This window comes from Kitasatospora sp. NPDC015121, from assembly GCF_055562955.1.
This window is the reverse complement of the sequence record NZ_JBVHEH010000014.1, coordinates 175,673-195,580: the sequence shown is the minus strand read 5'-3', so window position 1 is coordinate 195,580 and position 19,908 is coordinate 175,673. Positions and strand designations below refer to the sequence as shown.

Below are 19,908 nucleotides of genomic sequence, written 5' to 3'. Positions count from 1 at the left end.
GCCCCGCCCCCCGGGCCGCCCTACCCTGCCCGGCATGAGCACCCCACGCCCGGCCGTCCCCGCCGACGCGGAGCAACTCGTCGAACTCCGCGCCCTGATGTTCGAAGCGATGCACGGCGAGGCCCGCCCCGGCCCCTGGCAGCGCACCGCCGCCGACCTGCTGACGCTCCGGCTCGCCGAGCCGCACCGCCGCCTGCAGGCCTACGTGACCGACGACCCGGAGCACCCCGGCCGGCTCACCAGCTGCGCCGTCGGCACCCTGGAGCAGCGGCTGCCCGCCCCCGGCCACCCCGAGGGCCTGTTCGGCTTCGTCTTCAACATCTGCACCCGCCCCGAGCACCGGGGCCGCGGCCACGCCCGGGCCTGCACCGAGGCCCTGCTCGCCTGGTTCGACGCGGCCGGCGCCACCCGGGTCGACCTGCACGCCACCGCGGACGGCCAGGCGCTCTACCGCGCCCTCGGCTTCCGGGAGCACTCCACGCCGCTCTCCCGCAGCCGCCCGGCGGCCGGCTGACCCGCCGCCCGGCAGGGCGCGGCGCCCGCGCCCCGGGCCAGCGAGCGCCGCAGGTTCAGCCGGGCCCGGTAGGTCAGGGTCTTCACCGCGCCCACCCGCAGCCCGGTCCGGTCGGCGATCTCCACCGAACTCAGCCCGTCCCAGTAGCGCAGCCGCAGCACCGACCGCTGCCGCTCGTTCAGCACCGCCAGCGCCGCGCCCACCCGCTCCGCCTCGGCCGCCGCGATCACCGACTCCTCCACCCGCACCCCGGAGTCCCGGTCGGCGACCGAGGCCACCGCCGACTCCCGGCGAGTCGAGCGCCGCTTCTCGTGGTCCAGCAGCACGTTGCGGGCGATGGTGAACATCCACGCGCCGAGGTCCGTACCGGTCCAGTGGAAACCGCGGATTCCCGCCATCGCGCGGACGAAGGCGTCCTGGGCCAGGTCCTCGGCCAGCGGACGGCTGCCGGTGCGGCGCAGCAGGAACGCCAGCACCGCGCCGTGGTAGCGCCGGTAGATGTCCGCCCAGGCATCGCGGTCCCCGGACTTCGCGGCCTCGATCAGCGCGGGCGTCACCACCGGTCCGTCCGACGGGGAAACGTCCATGCCAAACCTCCGGAAAGCGCCGGAAAAGGGAAGGCCCGTCACCCTATGACCGGGTTCCGGCGGCAGCAAGCAGTTCGCGGGAATACCGCAGGAAATGCCGGGAATTCCCGTGCGGAGGGGGGCTCGCGGCCGATTCCGCGAGCCGGGGGCGTCAGCCCTCCTCCGGCTCGCCCTCCACCCGCACCCCGAACGAGCCGCCCGCCACCCGGGCCCGCAGCACCTCCCCGTCCGCCGCCTGCGCGGGGGCGGTCAGCACCGTGCCGTCCGCCTTCTGCAGCACCGCGTACCCGCGCTCCAGGGTGGCCAGCGGCGACAGCGCCACCACCCGGGCCAGCGCGTGCCCCAGGTCGCTCTGCGCGTGGTCCAGCCGGAGCCCCAGCACCCGCCGGGCCCGCTCCAGCAGCGCGTCCACCTCCTCGCCGCGGGCCGCCAGCGCCTCGGCGGGCGCCGCCAGCACCGGACGGCTGCGCACCGAGGCCAGCCCCGCCGACTCCCGCTCGACCCGGTTCAGCACGTGCCGCCTGGCCCGGTCCCGCAACTGCCGCACCCGGGCCAGCTCCTCGCCGACGTCCGGCACCACCCGCTTCGCCGCGTCGGTCGGGGTGGACGCCCGGAGGTCCGCGACGAAGTCCAGCAGCGGCTGGTCCGGCTCGTGCCCGATCGCGCTCACCACCGGCGTCCGGGCCGCCGCCACCGTCCGCACCAACTCCTCGTCGGAGAACGGCAGCAGGTCCTCCACGCTGCCGCCGCCGCGCGCCACCACGATCACCTCGACCTCCGGCAGCGCGTCCAACTCCCGCACCGCCGCGCACACCTGGCCCACCGCCTGCGGCCCCTGCACCAGCACGTTGCGCACCTCGAAGCGCACCGCCGGCCAGCGCCGCCGGGCGTTCTCCAGCACGTCCCGCTCGGCCGCCGAACCGCGGCCGGTGACCAGGCCGACGCAGCCCGGCAGGAACGGCAGCGGCTTCTTGCGGGCGTCCTCGAACAGGCCCTCGGCGAACAGCCGCCGCTTCAACTGCTCCAGCCGCGCCAGCAGTTCGCCCAACCCGACCAGCCGCAGCTCGGAGGCCCGGAGCGAGAGCGTGCCGCGCGCCGTGTACCACTCCGGCTTCGCCCGGACGATCACCCGGGCGCCCTCCTGCACCGCGTCCGCGACCTGCTCGAACACCTGCCGGAAGCAGGTCACCGTCAACGAGACGTCCCGCTCCGGGTCGCGCAGCGTCAGGAACACCATCCCGGCCCCCGGCCGCCGGTTCAGCTGGGCGATCTGCCCCTCCACCCACACCTCGCCCAGCCGATCGACCCACCCGCCGATCAACGCCGAGACCTTCCCCACCGGCAGGGGCGCTTCCGGACTGCTCGTGTTGGCCATCCCCCCAAACTAGCCGCCCTCGGCGACACCCCGCCCGCGCTGCGCGAAGACCACCACCAGCCCCGCCGCCAGCCACACCGCGCCGACCAGCTGCGCCGTGCGCGCCGCCTCCACCAGCACCGCCACCAGCACCGCGACGCCCAGCAGCGGCACCACCGCGTGCCGCAGCCAGTCCCGCGAGCCCCCGCGCACCACGTACCAGCCCACCACCGAGGCGTGCAGCAGCACGAACGCGGTGAGCGCGCCGACGTTGACCACCGAAGTGAGCCGGTCGAGCCCGTCGTCCCGGCTCGCCGCCCAGCCGGCCGCGACCAGCGTGACCAGGGCGGCGGTCAGCAGCGCCCGCCGGGGCACCGCCGTCCGCCGGTCCACCGCGCCCAGCGCGCGCGGCAGCCGGCCCTCCCGGCCCATCGCGAACACCAGCCGCCCGGCCGCCGCCTGCCCGGCGAGGGCCGCGAACGCCGCGCCGACCGCCTTGGACGCGGCGACCAGCACGTGCAGCCAGTGCCCGACCGAGGCCTCCACGGTGTCGTAGAACGCCGAGCCCTGCGCCTGCGGGTCGGCCGCCAGCTGCTGCGGCGTCACCGGCTCCAGCACCGCCGCCAGGTAGGTCTGCAGCACGAACAGCACCCCGGCCAGCGCCAGGCACCAGAGCACCGCCCGGGCCACCGCCGCGGACGCGCCGACCGCCTCCTCGACGAACGAGGCGATCGCGTCGAAGCCGAGGTAGGAGAGCACCGCCACCGACACCGCCGACAGCACCGCCGTCAACGAGAACGCGCCGACTCCCCCGAACGGGGAGCCCCAGTCCCGCGCCGCCCCGTCCCGGACCAGCACCACCGCCGCCGCCACCACGAACACCGCCAGCACCACGACCTCCAGCGCCAGCACCGCGAACCCCACCGCCGCCGCCGTCCGCACCCCGGCCAGGTTCAGCGCCGTGGTGACCAGCACCGCCAGCACCGTCCACACCCAGCGCGAGACGCCGGGCACCAGCGAGTTCAGCGCGATCCCGGAGAACAGGTACGCCACCGCCGGGATCAGCAGGTAGTCGAGCATCGCCATCCACCCGGCCACGAACCCCGCCCCCTCGCCCAGCCCGGCCCGCGCGTACGCGAACACCGACCCGGTGCGCGGCACCGCCCGCACCATCTCGGCGTACGACAGCGCGGTGAACCCCATCGCCACCGTCGCCACCAGGTACACCGTCGCCACCGCGCCGTGGCTCTTCGCGTCCAGCACGCCGAACACGCCGACCGGCGCCATCGGGGCGATGAACAGCAGCCCGTACACCATCAGATCCCGCACCCCGAGGGTGCGCCGCAGCTCAGCCGCCCGCGCCTGTGTGCTCACCCTGGCCATTCCACCCGATCCGGTCCGCCCGCCCCCGCCTTGACCGCGCCGACGCGCGTCCGGGCCCGGAGGACTCGCCCGTACGATGGAGCCATGTCGACCACCGCTCAGCGCCGTGTCCTGCTCGCCGCCCCCCGGGGCTACTGCGCGGGCGTCGACCGCGCCGTGATCGCCGTGGAGAAGGCCCTGGAGCAGTACGGGGCACCGATCTACGTCCGCAAGCAGATCGTCCACAACAAGTACGTCGTGCAGACCCTGGAGAAGCAGGGCGCGATCTTCGTCGACGAGACGGAGGAGGTGCCCGAGGGCTCGATCGTGGTGTTCTCCGCCCACGGCGTCGCCCCGTCCGTGCACGACGAGGCCGAGGCCGGCCGGCTCGCCACCATCGACGCCACCTGCCCGCTGGTCACCAAGGTGCACAAGGAGGCCCGCCGGTTCGCCGACGAGGACTACGACATCCTGCTGATCGGCCACGAGGGCCACGAGGAGGTCGTCGGCACCATGGGCGAGGCCCCCGAGCGGATCCACCTGGTGGACGGCGCCGAGGACGTCGCCAACGTCAAGGTCCGCGACGAGTCCAAGCTGGTCTGGCTCTCCCAGACCACCCTCTCGGTCGACGAGACGATGGAGACCGTCGGCGCCCTCAAGGAGCGCTTCCCGCTGCTGGTCTCCCCGCCCAGCGACGACATCTGCTACGCCACCCAGAACCGCCAGGTCGCGGTCAAGCAGCTCGCCCCCGAGGCCGACCTGCTGATCGTGGTCGGCTCCAAGAACTCCTCCAACTCGGTCCGGCTGGTCGAGGTCGGCCTCGAGTACGGCGCCAAGGCCGCCCACCTGGTCGACTTCGCCGAGGAGATCGACCCGGCCTGGTTGGAGGGCGTCACCACGGTCGGCCTGACCAGCGGCGCCTCGGTCCCGGAGATCCTGGTCGACGGCGTGCTCGACCTGCTCGCCGGGCACGGCTTCGAGGACGTCCGGATCGTCAAGACCGCCGAGGAGCACCTCACCTTCTCGCTCCCCAAGGAGCTCCGCCGCGACCTGCGCGCCGAGGCCGCCGGCAAGCTCTGACCGCCCGCCGCCGGTGCCCGGCCCCGGGCACCGGCCGGCCGAACGGCTGCGCCGGCCGCCGTCCCCCCGTAGGTTGGACCGAGGGCCGGCGGGCAGCGGACGCCCCCGGCGGGTACGGGAGGCGACGGCAGTGACGACGGTCTTCGGCGTGGACATCGGCGGCTCGGGCATCAAGGGCGCACCGGTCGACCTGGACAAGGGCGTGCTCGCCCGGGAGCGGCACAAGGTGCTCACCCCGCACCCCTCCGCCCCGGACGCGGTCGTCGACGCGGTGTGCGAGGTCGTCCGGCACTTCGACCACCGGGGGCCGGTCGGACTGACCTTCCCCGGCGTGGTCGTCGACGGGCGCACCATGACCGCCGCCAACGTCGACAGGGGCTGGGTCGGCCTGGACGCCGCCGCCCGCTTCAGCGCGGCCCTCGGCCTGCCCGCCACCGTCCTCAACGACGCCGACGCGGCCGGCCTCGCCGAGACCACCCACGGCGCCGCCCGCGGCCGCCGGGGCGTCGTGCTGGTGCTCACCTTCGGCACCGGCATCGGCAGCGCGCTCTTCAGCGACGGCGTGCTCGTCCCCAACACCGAACTCGGCCACCTCGAACTGCGCGGCAAGGACGCCGAACGCCGCGCCTCCTCCGCCGCCCGGGAACGCCACGACCTCAGCTGGCCGCAGTGGGCCGAGCGGGTCGACGAGTACCTCGACCTGGTCGAGATGCTGTTCTCCCCGCAGCTGGTCGTCATCGGCGGCGGCGTCAGCCGCAAGCACGAGAAGTTCCTGCCGCTCCTCAAGGACCGCCGCGCCGAGGTCGTCCCCGCCGAACTGCGCAACGACGCGGGCATCGTGGGCGCGGCGATGGCCGCGAGCCGCCGGGTCTAGGGCGGGCGCCGGGCGCCGGGCGCCGCCTGGCCGGCCGGGCTCAGCCGGACTGGCGGGCCCGGCGGTGGCGGCGCTGGGCGACGTACCGCGCGGCGACGATCGCGGCCGCCAGGGCGGTGCCGCTGAACAGCCAGCCCGCCCGCAGCGCCAGCCCGCCGGCCAGCGCCACCACCTCGCCGGTCACGCCCTGGGACGGGCCGGGCTGCAGCAGCACCAGCGCCGCCGCGAACGCGATCGGCCCGCAGATCGGCGCCGCCGCCAGGTCCGAGTACCGCACCCGCACGGCCAGCTGGAAGCACACCACCAGATAGCCGAGCCCGAACAGCACCCCGAGCCCGCCGAACAGCAGCCGGTCCGCCCCGGCGAACGCCAGCGACCCGGCCGCCGCCGCGACCCCGGTGCCCACCGCCGTCAGCCGGGCCGGCCGCCCGCTCCCGCCGCGCCGCTGCCGCGCCGCCAGCACCCGCTGCAGCACGCGCTTCACCGCCGGCGGAGCGGACCGGGCGCCGGACGCCGACCGCAACCGCGACTCGGGGGGCCCGCTCTGCCCCGGAACGGCGGCCTCGCCGGCGCCGCGCCCGGGCGGTCGCCTGCTCGGCCCTGGCGGCTGGGTACGGATGCTCTGCTCCACCCGACCAACGTACGGTCTGATCATCGGCACCGTGTGTAATGGCCCCCCACCGAGTTGTCCGTGTCCGGCCGGTGCGCGCCCCCACCGCGCTTCCGACCACCCTCCGCGCGCCCCGTAGACTGGGGGATCGGCCCGCACCGGGCCCACTCGACGCCCTCCAAGCCCCGGGACACCACTCTCCATGTCGCTCACGATCGGAATCGTCGGCCTGCCGAACGTCGGCAAGTCGACCCTGTTCAACGCCCTGACCAAGAACGACGTGCTGGCGGCCAACTACCCGTTCGCCACCATCGAGCCGAACGTCGGCGTCGTCGGGGTCCCCGACCCGCGGCTGGACAAGCTCGCCGAGATCTTCGGCTCGCAGCGCATCCTCCCGGCCACCGTCGACTTCGTCGACATCGCCGGCATCGTCCGCGGCGCCAGCGAGGGCGAGGGCCTGGGCAACAAGTTCCTCGCGAACATCCGCGAGGCCAACGCGATCTGCCAGGTCGTCCGGGCCTTCACCGACCCCGACGTGGTCCACGTCGACGGCAAGGTCTCGCCCAAGGACGACATCGAGACCATCCACACCGAGCTGATCCTCGCCGACCTGCAGACCATCGAGAAGGCGCTGCCCCGGCTGCAGAAGGAGGCCCGGCTCAAGAAGGAGACCGCGGCCGTGCTCGCCGCCGCCGAGGCCGCCCAGGCCGTCCTGGAGACCGGCAAGACCCTCTTCGAGGCCGGCTTCGACACCACCGCCGTCCGCGACCTGCACCTGATGACCTCGAAGCCGTTCCTCTACGTCTTCAACGTCGACGAGGACGCCCTCTCCGACGAGGACTTCAAGGACGCCCAGCGCGCCCTGGTCGCCCCCGCCGAGGCGATCTTCCTCAACGCCAAGATCGAGTCCGAGCTGATCGAGCTCGACGACGACGAGGCCCTCGAACTCCTCCAGTCCATGGGCCAGGACGAGCCCGGCCTCGCCACCCTCGCCCGGGTCGGCTTCGCCACCCTCGGCCTGCAGACCTACCTCACCGCCGGCCCCAAGGAGACCCGCGCCTGGACCATCAGGCGGGGCGCCACCGCCCCCGAGGCCGCCGGTGTCATCCACACCGACTTCCAGAAGGGCTTCATCAAGGCCGAGGTCACCTCCTTCGACGACCTCGTCGCCGCCGGCTCCCTCGCCGAGGCCCGCGCCAAGGGCAAGGCCCGCATCGAGGGCAAGGACTACGTCATGCAGGACGGCGACGTCGTGGAGTTCCGCTTCAACGTCTGACCGCCCGGCCCGGAGGGGCCGTCCCGCCCGGGGCGGCCCCTCCGGCGCGTCCGGCCGCGGAAAACCCGTGGTGCCGGACCCGGCGGGACGGTGATCATGGCCGGCATGGAGACCCGCTTCCTCGCCATCGGCGAGCTCACCGCCACCCCGCCCATCGCCGTCGTGGTCGACGTGATGCGCGCCTTCACCACCGCGGCCTGGGCGTTCGCGCGGGGCGCCGAGCGGATCGTGCTGGCCGGATCGTTGGACGAGGCACTGGAGTTGAAGGAACGTCACCCCGGCTGGGTGGCGCTCAAGGACGGGGCGCCCGCGGCCGGGTTCGACGCCGTGAACTCGCCCGGCCGGATCCGCGACACCGACCTCGCGGGGCGGACCGTCGTCCAGAAGACCACCGCCGGGACGGTCGGCGCGCTCGCCGTGCGGGGCGCCGACCTGGTGCTGTGCGCGAGCTTCGTGGTCGCGGAGGCCACCGCCCGGGCCCTGCACGGCCGCCCGGAGGTCACCTTCGTCGTCACCGGTGAGGACGGGCGCGCCGAGGAGGACCTCGCCTGCGCCCGGTACATCGCCCACCGCGCGGCCGGCGAGACCCCCGACCCCGCCCCCTACCTGCGCCGCGCCGCCGACTCCGGCGCCGCCGCCGACCTGCTCGGCCACGTCCGCAAGGGCGTCCACCCGGACGACGTGGAACTCTGCCTGGAACTCGACCGCTTCCCCTTCGCGATGTCCGCCGCCCCGGAGGACGGCCTCATGGTGCTGCGCCCGTACGCGGGACCAGCCGGTTCAGGTCGATCGTGATCGCGAACGGCACGGGACGGGAGAGGTCCCCCCGGTGGATGCCGGTCGGAAGGTAGCTGCGAGTGGGCCCGTCGAGTTCGTAGACGTGCGCCACGGCGGCCCCGCCCTCGTCCTCGATCAGCCAGTAGTGGGGGATGCCCGCCTCCGCGTACTTGCGGAGCTTCACCGTCCGGTCGCGGTGGGCGGACTCGGGCGAGACGACCTCGGCGACGAGCAGGACGTTCTCCGGATCGTGCCAGGTGCGGTCCGGATCGAACGGCACGGTGACGAGCAGGAGGTCGGGCTCGGGGCGGGTGCGGGAGTCCAGGCGGACGGTCATCTCGCGTTCGACCTCGATGCCGGCGGGCACCTGCGCGGCGAGGGCGTTGGTGAGCGCGGTGACGACGCGACTGTGCCACGACCGCTGGGGGGACATCATGAAGACCAGCGCTCCGTCGATCAGTTCGGTGTGGCGCGGCGCCTCGGGCAGGCGGTCGAGATCCTCCGCGAACCAGCCTTCCGCGCGCGGCGGGCGCATCCAGTCGGGGAGTGAGGTCATGTCCTCAGAGTAGGCGGTAGACAGTGTCTACGCAGGGCTGGTAGACACTGTCCATGGACAGTGAGCACATCCCGCTGCGGGAGCGCCTGGTGGACGCCGGGGTCGAGTTGGTGCTGGCGGAGGGGTCGGGGGCGGTCGGGCTGCGGGAGATCGCGCGGCGGGCCGGGGTGTCGCACGGGGCGCCGAGGCGGTACTTCGCCACGCACCGGGAGTTGCTGTCGGCGGTGGCCCGGCGCGGGTTCGAGGAGCTGGCCGGGCGGTTCGCGCGGGTGCGGGGGGCGGACGCGCGGGAGCGGGTGGCGGGGGCCGCCCGGGCGTACCTGGGGTTCGCGGCCGAGCGGCGCGGGATGTTCGAGCTGATGTTCCGGCACGACCTGCTGGACGGGGACGGCGCGGAGCCGGCCGGGCCGAGGCTGCGGGAGGCGACGGGGCCGCTGTTCGAGGGGCTGGCGCGGCTGGTGGGGGAGTGCACGGGGGACGAGGCGCGGGCGCCGCTGGTGACGGCCGCGCTGTGGGCGAACCTGCACGGGCTGGCGCAGTTGCAGGGCTGGGGGAGCACCGGACTGGTGCTCGGGGAGGGGCGCGAGGAGGAGCTGCTGGAGGCCGTGCTGGCGGCGCACCTCGGGGCGCCGGTGTGAGCCGCCTCGCGCTGCCGGTGAGCGCCGGCGCCGCCATGCTGGTGGCCCTGGACGGCACGGTGCTGCTGATGGCGCAGCCCGGCATGCGGCGCGAACTCGACTGCACGACCGCCCGGTTGCAGTGGACCAGCACCGGCTACCTGGTCGCCGTCGCGGCCCTGCTGGTGCTCGCTGGCCGGCTCGGCGACCGGTACGGGCATCGCCGGACGCTGCTGGTGGGCGTGCTGGGCTTCGGCGCGGCCTCGGCCGGGATCGGGCTGGCACCCACCGTCGGCTGGGTGGTCGGGCTGCGGGTCGCCCAGGGCGTGTTCGGTGCGCTGCTGCAGCCGGGGACGCTCGCGCTGCTGCGGCTGTGCTGCCCGCCCGAACGGCTCGGCCGGGCGGTCGCCGTCCGGACCGGGGCGATCGCGGTCGCGGCGGGCGCGGGCCCGCTGCTCGGCGGGGTGCTGGTGGACGCGTTCGGCTGGCGCGCGGTGTTCTGGATCAACGTCCCGGCCGCCGCCGTGATCGCCGCGATGGTCCTCACCCTCCCGTCCGGGCGGCGGAGTTCGGACGGGAGGCCGCTCGACCCGGCGGGCGCGGCGCTGCTCGCGGCGGCGCTCGCCGTCCTGGTGCACGCGCTCTCCCGGGTGCCCGAGTGCGGCTGGCCCGGGGTGCTGCCCGAACTCGCCTGCGCGGCGGGCCTGTCGGCGGCGCTGGTGGCCCACGAGCGGCGGGCCGCGAACCCGGTGGTGCCGCGCCCGGTGGCCCGGTCGCGGCCGGTCGCGGCCTCCCTGGTGCTGCTGCTGACCGCCTCGGCCGGACTGTTCGGGACGCTGTTCAGCACCACCTTCCGGCTCCAGGACACCCTGCACACCGGCCCGTTGGGGGCGGCGCTGCGGATGCTGCCGCTGACCGCGCTGATGGTGCTCGGCGCTCCGCTGGCCGCACGGGCGCTGCGCGGGCAGGGGCCCCGGCGGACGGCGCTGGCGGGCGTCGCCCTGCTGGTGGCGGGTGTCGCGGGGCTGGCCGGTCCGGGCGGCGGCGGCGCCTCGACGGCGGCCACGGTGGTGGCGTCGGCGCTGCTGGGCGCGGGGTTCGCGGCGGTGATGGTGACGGCGACCGGCACCGTGGTCGGCGACGCCCCGGCGGGGTATGCGGGCGCGGTCGGCGGGTTGAAGCAGACCGCGATGAACATCGGCCCGACCCTGGGCATCGCGGCCGCCGCCGGCACCGGCCCGAACGTCGCGCTGCCCGTGCTGGCCGCCGTGGCCGCCCTCGGCCTGCTGCCCGCCGCCGCCCTCCCGGGGGCGCGACCCGAGCCGCTCGGCGGGCCCGCTGTCGGCGGTGCGTGACACCCTGGCCCGGTGGTGCGGCGGCGGGCCGACTACCCGGCCGCCGACCCGCCTGACCGCCAACTCGCCCCGGGGGAACCGCGCATGGACTTCATCGAGTCGACCGTCGAGGCGGACGGCGAACGCCTGGCCTGCACCGTGATCGAGCCGGACGGCCCGGGCGGCCCGCCCGCCGGGCCCGTCGCACCCACCGTGCTGCTGATGCACGGCGCGGGCAGTGGGGACCGGCAGCGCTGCCTGCCGTTGGGGCGGGAGTTGGCGTCCGCCGGGTGCCGGGCCGTGGTGTTCGACTTCGCCGGGCACGGCGCGAGCACCGGCACGCTCGGGGCGCTCTCGTTGGCCCGCCGGGCCCGGCAGGCCCGGGCGGTGCTCGACCGGCACGCCCCGGCCGGGCCGCTGCTGCTGGTCGGGTTCTCGATGAGCGGCCAGACCGTCGCCGACCTGCTGCGGGTGCCCGAACTCGCCGCCCGCACCACGGCGATCGCCCTCGCCGCGCCCGCCGCCTACGCTCGGGAGGTCCACGAACTCCCGTTCTCAGAGCCAGGGTTCACCAAAGCCCTGCGTCAGCAGGGCAGTTGGCGCAGCAGCACGGCCTTCGAGGTCCTCGCGGCGTTCCCCGGCCGGGCGCTGCTGGTGCTGCCGGAGACGGACGAGGTGATCCCCGCCGAGGTGACGGACGCGCTGGACTCCGCCCTGCGCACCGGCGCCGCGAGCCCCTACACCCGGCTCACCCTGCCGGGCGCCGGCCACCTGCTCGGCCGCCACCTGGGCGCCCGCCCGGCGGAGTGCGCCCGGGTGGCGGCGGCCCTGCTGGCCGGCACCGGAGAGGCCGCCCGGGCCACCTGAGCGCCGGAACTTCTCGGACGCCGGTCAGGGCCTCCGTGCGGTGCGGGGGTCAGGGCACCTCGACCACCAGCGCGCCGTCCGCGCCGCGGCCGATCCGGACGCCGGTCAGGTCGGCCACGTGGTGGTCGGGCCGGTGGGCGGCGGCGCGCGGGCCGACGCCGAGCACCGGCATGCCGGCGGCCCGGCCGGCCGCGATGCCGGCCTCGGAGTCCTCCAGGACCAGGCACTCGGCGGGGGCGACGCCCAGCTCGGCGGCGGCCTTGAGGAAGCCCTCCGGGTCGGGCTTGCTGGCGCCGACGTGCTCGGCGGTGACCAGCAGCGGCGGCAGCGGGACGCCGGCGGCGGCCATCCGGACCCGGGCCAGCCGGTCGTCGGCGGAGGTCACCAGGGCGTGCGGCAGTCCGACCAGCGAGGCCATCAGCCGTGCGGCGCCCGGGACTTCGACCACGCCGTCGGTGTCGGCGGCCTCCTCGTCGAGCATCAGCGCGTTCTCGGCGAGGTTCTGCTCGACCGGGCGGTCGGGCAGCAGCAGGCCCATGGTCAGGTGGCCCTGCCGCCCGTGCGCGACCCGCATCACCTCGTCGCCGTCCAGGCCGTGCCGCTCGGCCCAGCGGCGCCAGCAGCGTTCGACCACGGCGTCGGAGTTGACCAGGGTGCCGTCCATGTCGAGCAGGACGGCCCGGACCGGCGGGGTGAGGACGGGCATCGGGGCTCCTCGGGAGGCCTCGTACGAGTGTTTGTTCCTCAAGCGTACAAAAACTCGTCCGGGCGGGCCGCCTCAGCCGACCAGGTGGGCGTTGACCGCGCGGGCCGCCTCGGCGAGCTCCGGCAGCTCGACCACCTCGACGCCGGCGGCGGTCAGCAGCGCGGTGCCCTCGCAGGCCTCGACGAACAGGGCGGGCTCCCGCCAGGCCACCACCACCCGGGGCACCCCGGCGGCGACCAGCAGGTCCGCGCAGGGGTGCGGGCGGGAGGCGCGCCGGCCGCAGGGCTCCAGGGTGGAGTAGACGGTGGCGGTGCGCAGCCGGGGGTCGCCGGCCGGGAGCCTGCCGAGCGCGGCCTCCTCGGCGTGGTTCACGGCGTCCACCTCGCGGCTGTACCCCTCGGCCAGCACCTCGCCGTCCGCGCCGACGATCACCGCGCCGACCGAGAAGGCGGTCCCGGACGGCGGGCAGCGCTTCGACAGCTCGATCGCGCGGCGCATCCAGGCCAGGTCGGCCGGGTCACTGCTGCTCATCGGGGGACTCCTTCGGGGCGTACCGCAGTAGGACGACGTCCCCCACCGTACGTGCCTCCAGCAGCCGCATCCGCCGGGTCGGGCCGCCGGGGTACGCGGCGGGGGAGAGGAAGCGCGGCGCGTCGGCCTGGCCGACCAGCAGCGGGGCGACGGCCAGCTGCAGCTCGTCGGCCAGGCCCTCGGCCAGGAACCGGGTGTGCACGCCGCCGCCGCCCTCGACCATCAGCCGGCGCACCCCGCGCGCGCCCAGGTCGTCCAGCACCGCGCCGAACGCGACGGTCGACCCCAGGCCGACCACCTCGGTGCCGGGCGCCCCGGCCAGCGCGGCGCCCAGCGCGGGCGCGGCGGCGTCGGTGGTGTAGACGAGCTTGGCGCCGCCGGTATGCCAGAACCGCAGCGCCGGGTCGAGTCGCCCGCTCGCGCTCAGGGTGACCTTCAACGGGTGCGCGGGCCGTCCGGCGGCGATCCGGGCGGCCCGCCGCTCGGGCGAGTTCACCAGCAGCCGGGGGTTGTCGGCGCGCAGCGTCCCGCCGCCGACCAGGACGGCGTCACTGTCGGCCCGCAGCGCGTCGACCCGGTCGAAGTCCGCAGCGTTGGAGAGCAGCAGCCGCTCGGGCGAGGCGTCGTCGAGGTGCCCGTCGATCGACACCGCGGCGCTGAGCAGGACGTGGGGGCGGGGCACGACGGGACTCCACGGGGTCGGCGGACGGCAGCGGCTCCCACCGTACGCCGACCGCCGACCGCCGACCGCCGCCGGTCGGCCCCCCGTCGGGCGGCCTCAGGAGGGCCGGGGCGGCACCGGCAGCGGCAGGGCGGGCAGCCCGTTGATGCTGACGGCGACGTTCTCCTTGCCCTCGCAGTACTCGCTGAACCGGTCCTCGCCCTTGCGGTCGAAGAACTCGGCGAGCAGCGTCCGGTCGGACCGGTACTCCATGAACGGGACGGCGAACCCGCAGGAGTCGCTGACTCGTTCGGCCCGCACCAGGATGATCGCGCGCAGCGCGGTGCCGTCCGCCGAGGGGTCGAAGCGGGCGAGCAGCTCGGCGAACCGCGGGTCGTCCCGGAAGACCGGCTCGCCCCGCCCGTGCACCCGCAGCACGGTCGGCGGACCCTCGAAGGCGCACCACATCAGGATGATCCGCCCGTTCTCCCGCAGGTGGGCGATGGTCTCGGCGTGCGAGCCGCCGAAATCCAGGTAGGCGACGGTCAGTTCGTCGAGCACGGCGAGGGTGCCGGCCCGCCCCTTGGGCGAGATGTTGAGGAAGCCGTCGGCGTCCAGCGGGGCGGTGCCGACGAAGTAGACGGGCTGCTTCTCGATGAACGCGCGCAGCCTGGCGTCGATGCGCTCATAAGTCTTTCCCATGCGGAGGATTCTCCTCCCGGGAGGGTCGGAATGGCGAGGCGATTACTCACCGGTCTTGCCATGCGAGACAGGATTGTCCGAAACCTGGAACGTTTTCCTATGCTGGGCGGACGTCGAGGAACCGCCTTCGAGGGAGAGGGAGTCCCGCCATGCCCGCCTACACGCACGGCCACGCCGCCGCCGTCCTGCGCTCGCACCGCAGCCGCACCGCCGCCAACTCCGCCGCCTACCTGCTGCCCGAACTCCGCCCCGGACAGCGGGTGCTGGACGTCGGCTGCGGCCCGGGCACGATCACCGCGGACCTGGCCGAACTGGTCGGCCCGGACGGCCGGGTGGTCGGCATCGAGCCGGGCGCCGAGGTGCTGGCCGAGGCCGCCGGGCACGCCGCCGGGCGCGGGTTGGCGAACCTGTCCTACGAGGTCGCCGACGTCTACGAACTGCCGTACGCCGACGCCTCGTTCGACGTGGTGCACGCCCACCAGGTGCTGCAGCACCTGCCCGACCCGGTCGCCGCGCTGCGCGAGATGCGCCGGGTGACCGCCCCCGGCGGGGTGATCGCGGTCCGCGACTCGGACTACGCCGCGATGACCTGGTACCCGCAGCCGCCGGAGCTGGACGAGTGGTTGGCGCTGTACCGGAAGGTCGCCCGGATCAACGGCGGCGAGCCCGACGCCGGCCGCCGACTGCTGGCCTGGGCCCGGGCGGCCGGGCTGGCTGCCGACTCCGGCGACAACCTGGTTCCCTCGTCCAGCAGTTGGACCTTCGCCACCGAGGCCGAGCGCGGCTGGTGGTCGGAGAGCTGGGCCGAGCGCACCACCCGCACCAGGCTGGCCGACACCGCCCTGGCCGAGGGCCTGGCCACCCCCGCCGACCTGGACCGGATCGCCGCCGGCTGGGGCCGCTGGGGCGCCGACCCGGATGCCTGGTTCGCCGTACTGCACGGCGAACTCCTGGTTCGCGTAAGCTAGTTGGGCACGCCCCCGCGTTGACGAGACGTTGACCGGCCGCGTACCGCCCGGTAGCACGCACCGTCCGGCCTGGTGCTGGGACGGGCGGTCCGACCCGCCCCCCACCGGGTCGGACCGCTACCGTGTGGGCATGGACGCCGAACGCGGTGCGAGGGCCACCCACCGGGTGATGCGCCAGGACGACAACGGCAACCGCTTCCTGCTCGCCCGAGGCCTCGACCGGTCCCGGGCCGAGGAGTTGGCCGCCGAGTACGAGGCCCGCGGCCACAAGCAGCTCTACTGGGTCGAGGCCGAACACGCCGACGGCCCCGAGCACCCCGACGGCCCCGGGAACCCGGCCTGACCCCGGCCCGCCGCGTACCGTGGCACCCGGCGGCGGCCGCCGCCCCGACACGTGCGCCAAGGAGGCCCCGGTGGGTGTGGAGATCGAGCGGAAGTTCCTCGTCCCGGACGGCGCGGACGTCCCCGCCGGGCGCGAGTTCGAGGTCCGGCAGGGCTACCTGGTGACCGGGCCGGAGGGCGCCGAGGCGCGGGTGCGGCAGCAGGGCGAGGACTGCTCGCTGACGGTCAAGCGCGGTGCCGGGCTGGTCCGCGGCGAGTGGGAGACCCCGCTGAGCACCGAGCAGTTCGCCGCGCTCTGGCCCGCCACCGAGCACGCCCGGATCCACAAGACCCGCCGGATCGTCCCGCTCGGCCCCGACGAGGCCGTGGTCGACACCTTCCACGGCCGGCTCGCCGGACTGCGCACCGTCGAGGTCGAGTTCACCGACGCCGACCGGGCCGCCGCCTTCACCCCGCCGCCCTGGTTCGGCCCCGAGGTCACCGACCGCGCCGACCTCAAGAACCAGCACCTGGCCACCGCCGCCGCCCCGCCGCGCGCCTGACGTAGGGTCGGTGGCTGGCACGACGAGCACGAGGACGGCGATGGCAACCCTGATCGACACGGTGGCGTGGGTCCGGCTGGAGGGCGGCAGGATCCTGTGCGCCCGCCCGCGCGGCAAGGACGCCTTCTACATCCCCGGCGGCAAGCGCGAGGGCGCCGAGACCGACCTGCAGACCCTGGTCCGCGAGGTCGCCGAGGAACTCACCGTCGCCATCCGCCCCGACACCGTCGCCCACGTCGGCACCTACCAGGCCGAGGCCCACGCCCAGGCCCCCGGCACCCAGGTCAGGATGGCCTGCTACGCCGCCGACTACACCGGCACCCTCGCCGCCAGCAGCGAGATCGAGGAGGTCGCCTGGTTCGGCTACGCCGACCGCGACCGCGTCCCCCCGGTCGACCAGGTGCTCTTCGACGACCTGCACCGCGACGGCCTCCTCCACTAGGGCCCGTCTTCACACCCCCGCCTGCCCCGCAACGCCTGGCACGCCCTCTCGCCGCACCGGGCGAAAAGCCAAGTACGTCCAGTACGAGGCCTTCCGCCCGGCACGCCGAGAGCACGCACCAGCCGCCGCAGGGCTGCGACGGGGGTGTGAAGACGGGCCCTAGCACCCCGAGCGCCGGAACTGTCCGTTCTGTACGCCAATCGGACAGACGAGCCGTATGCCGGGATAGCGGTGCGATTCCCTGGGTATGGCAGAGTTCGGCAGCATTCGTCACCATCCGTGAGCCCCTGGCGGCACGGGGTGGCGGCGGCCCGCACCCCGGCGACCCCGCCGGGGGCGTTCCAGCGACGGCCGGAGGCCCCGTAGGTGGCGAAGCCGGGTGACGGCGGGGGAGAGCGGGAGGCGGCCGACCTGCCCGCGCACGGGGCGCGGCGCGGGGCCGCGCCCCCCGGCCGGACCGCCGCCGGGCGGGCGGCCGCGGGCCGCGCCGCCGCCCGGGCGCGGCTGCGCCGGGGGCGGCCCGCCGCACTGCCCGGCAGCGCCCCGACGGCCGGCCCCGCCCCGGCCCCCGGCGAGCCCCGGCCCGGCGGCACCCCGGCCCGCGGCCGCCCCGCCCGGGCCTTCCCCGGCGGGCCGGAGCCGCACCCCGGCGAGGGCCCGGGCGGCCCGACCCCGCTGCACCCCAGCCGCCGCACCGAGGGCGGCAGCCTGCTGGACGTGGTCCGGGTGGCCATCGTCATCCTCGACACCTCCGGCCGGGTGGTGCTGTGGAGCCCCGCCGCCGAGGAGATGCTCGGCTGGCCCAGCGAGGTGCTGGTCGGCCGCGCCGTCGACGAGCTGATCCCCGACCCGGACCAGGTGCGGCGCACCCGCGCCGCGCTCCAGGAGACGCTGCGCCGGGGCTCCTGGCACGGCTTCACCGAGATCGCCGACCGGGACGGCCTGCCCGTCGAGGTGGAGGTCCGGCTCTCGCTGCTGGTCGACGGCGACGGCGCCCCGTACGTGCAGGCCGCGCTCACCGAGGCCGCCGCGCTGCGCGCCGTCGAACGCGACCTCGCCGTCCGGGACGCCCTGTTCGAGCAGTCGCCGCTGGGCATCGCCGTGCTGGACACCGACCTGCGCTACACCGCCGTCAACCGCACCCTCGCCGACATGAACGGCCTGCCCGCCGAGGCGCACATCGGCCGCACCACCGGCGAGACGCTGCCCGAGCGCTCCGCCGACGAGATCACCGCCGTCCAGCGCCAGGTGCTGGCCACCGGCGAGCCCGTCATCGACGTCACGCTGGCCTCCCCGTCCACCGCCCGCTCCGGCTACCGGTCGATCTCCTACAGCCGGATGACCGACCGCTCCGGCCGGGTGCTCGGCATCTCCGGCACCGTGATGGACGTCACCGAGCGCTACCGGGCGGTCGCCAAGGTCGAGGGCGCTCGGCGCCGGCTGTCGCTGCTCAACGAGTTCGGCTCCCGGGTCGGCGACCTGCTGGACGCCTCGATGATCGCCCAGGAGCTGGCCGGCGCGGTCGTCCCCCGGCTCGCCGACTACGCCGGGGTGATCCTGCTGCAGGCCGTCGCGCACGGCGACGACCTGCCCCGGCACGGCCACGACCGGCGCACCTCGCTGCTGCAGCTCGGCGTCGCCGCGATCCAGCAGGGCCCCGCCGTGGAGACCATGCTGCGGCACGGCGCCCGGATCACCTTCGAGGAGGAGTCGGTCTTCGGCCGGGTGCTGCGCAGCGGCGTGCCAGAACTGCTCTCCGGCGGCAACGGCGCCGACGAGCTGTCCTTCGCCGGCGACCCCAAGGTCGAGGCCGCCCGCGAACTCGGCGTGCACTCCCGGCTGGTGGTCCCGCTGCGGGCCCGCGGCATCGTGATCGGCCTGCTGGTGGTCAGCCGGGCCGGCTACCGCGAGGGCTTCGACCGCGACGACCTCGCCTTCACCGTCGAACTCGCCGACCGGGCCGGCAGCTCCCTCGACAACGCCCGCCTCTACGCCCGCGAGCGCACCGCCGCCCTCACCCTGCAGCGCACCCTGCTGCCCCAGCAGGTCCCGCAGCCCACCGGCGTCGAGGTCGCCTACCGGTACGTGCCCGGCTCCAGCGGCACCGAGGTCGGCGGCGACTGGTTCGACGTCATCCCGCTGCCCGACGACCGCACCGCCCTGGTGGTCGGCGACGTGATGGGCCACGGCCTGCGCGCCGCCGCCACGATGGGCCGGCTGCGCACCGCCGTCCGGGTGCTGGCCGCCCTCGACCTCGCCCCCGAGGTCGTCCTGCGGCACGTGCACGAGCTCGCCGACGACCTCGCCCAGGGCCCGGATGAGGCGCTGCTCGCCACCTGCGTCTACGCGGTCTTCGACCCCGCCCGGCGCAGCCTGACCGTCACCAAGGCCGGCCACATCCCGCCGGTCCTGGTGGTCCCCGGCGCCGACGCCGAACCGGCCCGCTCCGGCGGCCCGCTGCCCGGCGGCGCCGGACAGGTGCTCGACCTGCCCTCCGGCGCGCCGCTCGGCGTCGGCGGGGTGCCGTTCGAGTCGATCGAGATGCGGATCCCGGACGGCAGCCTGCTCGCCCTGTGCACCGACGGGCTGGTCGAGTCCCGGGACAAGGACCTGGACGTGGGACTGGGGAGGTTGATCACCGTGCTCGAACAGCCGTACGCCTCGATCCAGCAGGCGTGCGAGGCCGTCCTCGCCACCATGGAGCAGGGCCGCGAGCCCGACGACGTGGCCCTGCTGCTGGCCCGGCTCGGCCGGGGCCGGGCCGAGGAGCCCACCGCCGGCTGGACGCTGCCCGCCGAACCGACCGCCGTCTCCCGGGCCCGCCGGCTGGTCCGCGCCACCCTGGCCGACTGGGACGCCGAAGAGCTCACCGACACCGCCGAACTGCTCGTCAGCGAACTCGTCACCAACGCCGTCCGGTACGCCAGCGCCCCGATCGGCGTCCGGCTGACCCTCGGCGAGCTGCTGCTGGTCGAGATCTCCGACCCGCTGCCCGACCCGCCCCGGGAACGCCACGCCGGGGCCGGCGACGAGGGCGGGCGCGGCCTCGAACTCGTCCGCAGGCTCGCCCTGCGCTGGGGGACCAGGGCCGAGGGACTGGGCAAAGTGGTCTGGTTCGAGCTCGCGAACTCCGGGATCGGACCACCCGATTCGATGTTGTGACGTTGAAGGGCGTGTGCGCCCGTGCCCGAATGATGAATACTCGG

The 19,908-nt window shown here is 75.5% G+C and carries 22 protein-coding genes; 13 read left to right on the top strand and 9 right to left on the bottom strand.

The features are described from left to right. Positions 1 to 34 precede the first annotated feature (34 nt). Positions 35 to 514 (top strand): GNAT family N-acetyltransferase, encoded by a 480-nt coding sequence (locus ACZ3J7_RS22425; protein ID WP_465623890.1) that lies wholly within the window; start codon positions 35 to 37, stop codon positions 512 to 514. Here ACZ3J7_RS22425 and ACZ3J7_RS22420 read toward each other — a convergent pair. The 3 genes from ACZ3J7_RS22420 to ACZ3J7_RS22410 form a co-directional block, all read right to left on the bottom strand. Then, a complete protein-coding gene (locus tag ACZ3J7_RS22420) occupies positions 448 to 1,101 on the bottom strand; it encodes an RNA polymerase sigma factor (protein WP_465623887.1) in 654 nt (217 codons plus the stop codon). The genes ACZ3J7_RS22425 and ACZ3J7_RS22420 overlap by 67 nt on opposite strands. A 151-nt stretch (positions 1,102 to 1,252) precedes the next feature. Next, positions 1,253 to 2,476, bottom strand: coding sequence for an exodeoxyribonuclease VII large subunit (gene xseA / locus ACZ3J7_RS22415; protein ID WP_465623884.1), 1,224 nt, complete (start codon positions 2,474 to 2,476; stop codon positions 1,253 to 1,255). 9 nt (positions 2,477 to 2,485) lie between these two features. Next, positions 2,486 to 3,838, bottom strand: coding sequence for an APC family permease (locus ACZ3J7_RS22410; RefSeq protein ID WP_465623882.1), 1,353 nt, complete (start codon positions 3,836 to 3,838; stop codon positions 2,486 to 2,488). Positions 3,839 to 3,922: 84 nt separating this feature from the next. Here ACZ3J7_RS22410 and ACZ3J7_RS22405 point away from each other — a divergent pair, with 84 nt between their 5' ends. Further along, positions 3,923 to 4,897, top strand: a complete 975-nt coding sequence (locus ACZ3J7_RS22405; RefSeq protein ID WP_465623880.1) for a 4-hydroxy-3-methylbut-2-enyl diphosphate reductase — start codon at positions 3,923 to 3,925, stop codon at positions 4,895 to 4,897. Positions 4,898 to 5,027: 130 nt separating this feature from the next. After that, positions 5,028 to 5,771, top strand: coding sequence for a polyphosphate--glucose phosphotransferase (ppgK, locus tag ACZ3J7_RS22400; RefSeq protein WP_465623878.1), 744 nt, complete (start codon positions 5,028 to 5,030; stop codon positions 5,769 to 5,771). A 40-nt stretch (positions 5,772 to 5,811) separates the two neighbouring features. Here ppgK and ACZ3J7_RS22395 read toward each other — a convergent pair whose 3' ends face one another. Next, entirely contained in the window at positions 5,812 to 6,255 is a 444-nt protein-coding gene (locus tag ACZ3J7_RS22395) for a DUF6542 domain-containing protein (RefSeq protein ID WP_465623874.1), read from the bottom strand. Positions 6,256 to 6,583: 328 nt separating this feature from the next. Here ACZ3J7_RS22395 and ychF point away from each other — a divergent pair, with 328 nt between their 5' ends. Further along, positions 6,584 to 7,657 carry a redox-regulated ATPase YchF gene (gene ychF / locus ACZ3J7_RS22390; protein WP_465623871.1) on the top strand — a complete coding sequence of 358 codons (1,074 nt, stop codon included), beginning with the start codon at positions 6,584 to 6,586 and terminating at the stop codon, positions 7,655 to 7,657. A gap of 105 nt (positions 7,658 to 7,762) precedes the next feature. After that, positions 7,763 to 8,452: a 2-phosphosulfolactate phosphatase gene (locus ACZ3J7_RS22385; protein ID WP_465623867.1), complete on the top strand. Its 690-nt coding sequence runs from the start codon at positions 7,763 to 7,765 to the stop codon at positions 8,450 to 8,452. On the opposite strand, the gene ACZ3J7_RS22380 is transcribed toward ACZ3J7_RS22385, so the two are convergent. After that, on the bottom strand, positions 8,403 to 8,990 hold the full coding sequence (locus ACZ3J7_RS22380; protein WP_465623863.1) for a Uma2 family endonuclease: 588 nt from the start codon (positions 8,988 to 8,990) through the stop codon (positions 8,403 to 8,405). The two genes, ACZ3J7_RS22385 and ACZ3J7_RS22380, sit on opposite strands and share 50 nt — an antisense overlap. A 53-nt stretch (positions 8,991 to 9,043) precedes the next feature. On the opposite strand from ACZ3J7_RS22380, the gene ACZ3J7_RS22375 reads away from it, so the two are divergent. The 3 genes from ACZ3J7_RS22375 (at position 9,044) to ACZ3J7_RS22365 (ending at position 11,808) form a co-directional block, all read left to right on the top strand. Continuing rightward, positions 9,044 to 9,628 carry a TetR/AcrR family transcriptional regulator gene (locus ACZ3J7_RS22375; protein ID WP_465623861.1) on the top strand — a complete coding sequence of 195 codons (585 nt, stop codon included), beginning with the start codon at positions 9,044 to 9,046 and terminating at the stop codon, positions 9,626 to 9,628. Further along, on the top strand, positions 9,625 to 10,962 hold the full coding sequence (locus ACZ3J7_RS22370; RefSeq protein ID WP_465623857.1) for an MFS transporter: 1,338 nt from the start codon (positions 9,625 to 9,627) through the stop codon (positions 10,960 to 10,962). Before ACZ3J7_RS22375 ends, ACZ3J7_RS22370 begins: the two co-directional genes overlap by 4 nt. Positions 10,963 to 11,046: 84 nt before the next feature. Then, on the top strand, positions 11,047 to 11,808 hold the full coding sequence (locus ACZ3J7_RS22365; RefSeq protein WP_465623854.1) for an alpha/beta fold hydrolase: 762 nt from the start codon (positions 11,047 to 11,049) through the stop codon (positions 11,806 to 11,808). A 49-nt stretch (positions 11,809 to 11,857) separates the two neighbouring features. Here the strand turns inward: ACZ3J7_RS22365 and ACZ3J7_RS22360 are convergent, their stop codons facing one another. The 4 genes from ACZ3J7_RS22360 to ACZ3J7_RS22345 form a co-directional block, all read right to left on the bottom strand. Further along, entirely contained in the window at positions 11,858 to 12,514 is a 657-nt protein-coding gene (locus tag ACZ3J7_RS22360; protein WP_465623851.1) for an HAD-IA family hydrolase, read from the bottom strand. A gap of 72 nt (positions 12,515 to 12,586) precedes the next feature. Continuing rightward, positions 12,587 to 13,045: a deaminase gene (locus ACZ3J7_RS22355; RefSeq protein ID WP_465623847.1), complete on the bottom strand. Its 459-nt coding sequence runs from the start codon at positions 13,043 to 13,045 to the stop codon at positions 12,587 to 12,589. Then, positions 13,032 to 13,727 carry a RibD family protein gene (locus tag ACZ3J7_RS22350; RefSeq protein ID WP_465623844.1) on the bottom strand — a complete coding sequence of 232 codons (696 nt, stop codon included), beginning with the start codon at positions 13,725 to 13,727 and terminating at the stop codon, positions 13,032 to 13,034. The genes ACZ3J7_RS22355 and ACZ3J7_RS22350 overlap by 14 nt, the downstream gene beginning before the upstream one ends. Before the next feature lie 96 nt (positions 13,728 to 13,823). Beyond that, complete coding sequence (locus ACZ3J7_RS22345; RefSeq protein ID WP_465623841.1) at positions 13,824 to 14,408, bottom strand: pyridoxamine 5'-phosphate oxidase family protein; 585 nt, start codon at positions 14,406 to 14,408, stop codon at positions 13,824 to 13,826. A gap of 149 nt (positions 14,409 to 14,557) precedes the next feature. Here ACZ3J7_RS22345 and ACZ3J7_RS22340 point away from each other — a divergent pair, with 149 nt between their 5' ends. From ACZ3J7_RS22340 to ACZ3J7_RS22320, 5 genes are all read left to right on the top strand, one after another. Continuing rightward, positions 14,558 to 15,376, top strand: a complete 819-nt coding sequence (locus tag ACZ3J7_RS22340) for a methyltransferase domain-containing protein (protein ID WP_465623839.1) — start codon at positions 14,558 to 14,560, stop codon at positions 15,374 to 15,376. A 130-nt stretch (positions 15,377 to 15,506) separates the two neighbouring features. After that, positions 15,507 to 15,719 (top strand): SPOR domain-containing protein, encoded by a 213-nt coding sequence (locus ACZ3J7_RS22335; RefSeq protein WP_465623837.1) that lies wholly within the window; start codon positions 15,507 to 15,509, stop codon positions 15,717 to 15,719. Between the two features lie 70 nt (positions 15,720 to 15,789). Then, the gene (locus ACZ3J7_RS22330) at positions 15,790 to 16,260 is read left to right on the top strand and encodes a CYTH domain-containing protein (protein WP_465623835.1); all 471 of its coding nucleotides are present in this window, start codon (positions 15,790 to 15,792) and stop codon (positions 16,258 to 16,260) included. A gap of 40 nt (positions 16,261 to 16,300) precedes the next feature. After that, the gene (locus tag ACZ3J7_RS22325; RefSeq protein ID WP_465623832.1) at positions 16,301 to 16,702 is read left to right on the top strand and encodes an NUDIX hydrolase; all 402 of its coding nucleotides are present in this window, start codon (positions 16,301 to 16,303) and stop codon (positions 16,700 to 16,702) included. Positions 16,703 to 17,068: 366 nt separating this feature from the next. Then, entirely contained in the window at positions 17,069 to 19,864 is a 2,796-nt protein-coding gene (locus ACZ3J7_RS22320; RefSeq protein ID WP_465623828.1) for a SpoIIE family protein phosphatase, read from the top strand. Positions 19,865 to 19,908 lie beyond the last annotated feature (44 nt).

Bases quoted from the DNA above. Each gene is read 5' to 3' on its own strand.
- ACZ3J7_RS22410 (WP_465623882.1), bottom strand. From the start codon at position 3,838: ATGGCCAGGGTGAGCACACAGGCGCGGGCGGCTGAGCTGCGGCGCACC.
- ACZ3J7_RS22405 (WP_465623880.1), top strand. From the start codon at position 3,923: ATGTCGACCACCGCTCAGCGCCGTGTCCTGCTCGCCGCCCCCCGGGGC.
- ACZ3J7_RS22335 (WP_465623837.1), top strand. From the start codon at position 15,507: ATGGACGCCGAACGCGGTGCGAGGGCCACCCACCGGGTGATGCGCCAG.
- ACZ3J7_RS22365 (WP_465623854.1), top strand. From the start codon at position 11,047: ATGGACTTCATCGAGTCGACCGTCGAGGCGGACGGCGAACGCCTGGCC.
- ACZ3J7_RS22355 (WP_465623847.1), bottom strand. From the start codon at position 13,045: ATGAGCAGCAGTGACCCGGCCGACCTGGCCTGGATGCGCCGCGCGATC.
- ACZ3J7_RS22425 (WP_465623890.1), top strand. From the start codon at position 35: ATGAGCACCCCACGCCCGGCCGTCCCCGCCGACGCGGAGCAACTCGTC.
- ychF (WP_465623871.1), top strand. From the start codon at position 6,584: ATGTCGCTCACGATCGGAATCGTCGGCCTGCCGAACGTCGGCAAGTCG.
- ACZ3J7_RS22340 (WP_465623839.1), top strand. From the start codon at position 14,558: ATGCCCGCCTACACGCACGGCCACGCCGCCGCCGTCCTGCGCTCGCAC.
- ACZ3J7_RS22375 (WP_465623861.1), top strand. From the start codon at position 9,044: ATGGACAGTGAGCACATCCCGCTGCGGGAGCGCCTGGTGGACGCCGGG.
- ACZ3J7_RS22420 (WP_465623887.1), bottom strand. From the start codon at position 1,101: ATGGACGTTTCCCCGTCGGACGGACCGGTGGTGACGCCCGCGCTGATC.
- ACZ3J7_RS22360 (WP_465623851.1), bottom strand. From the start codon at position 12,514: ATGCCCGTCCTCACCCCGCCGGTCCGGGCCGTCCTGCTCGACATGGAC.
- ACZ3J7_RS22380 (WP_465623863.1), bottom strand. From the start codon at position 8,990: ATGACCTCACTCCCCGACTGGATGCGCCCGCCGCGCGCGGAAGGCTGG.
- ACZ3J7_RS22385 (WP_465623867.1), top strand. From the start codon at position 7,763: ATGGAGACCCGCTTCCTCGCCATCGGCGAGCTCACCGCCACCCCGCCC.
- xseA (WP_465623884.1), bottom strand. From the start codon at position 2,476: ATGGCCAACACGAGCAGTCCGGAAGCGCCCCTGCCGGTGGGGAAGGTC.
- ACZ3J7_RS22325 (WP_465623832.1), top strand. From the start codon at position 16,301: ATGGCAACCCTGATCGACACGGTGGCGTGGGTCCGGCTGGAGGGCGGC.
- ACZ3J7_RS22345 (WP_465623841.1), bottom strand. From the start codon at position 14,408: ATGGGAAAGACTTATGAGCGCATCGACGCCAGGCTGCGCGCGTTCATC.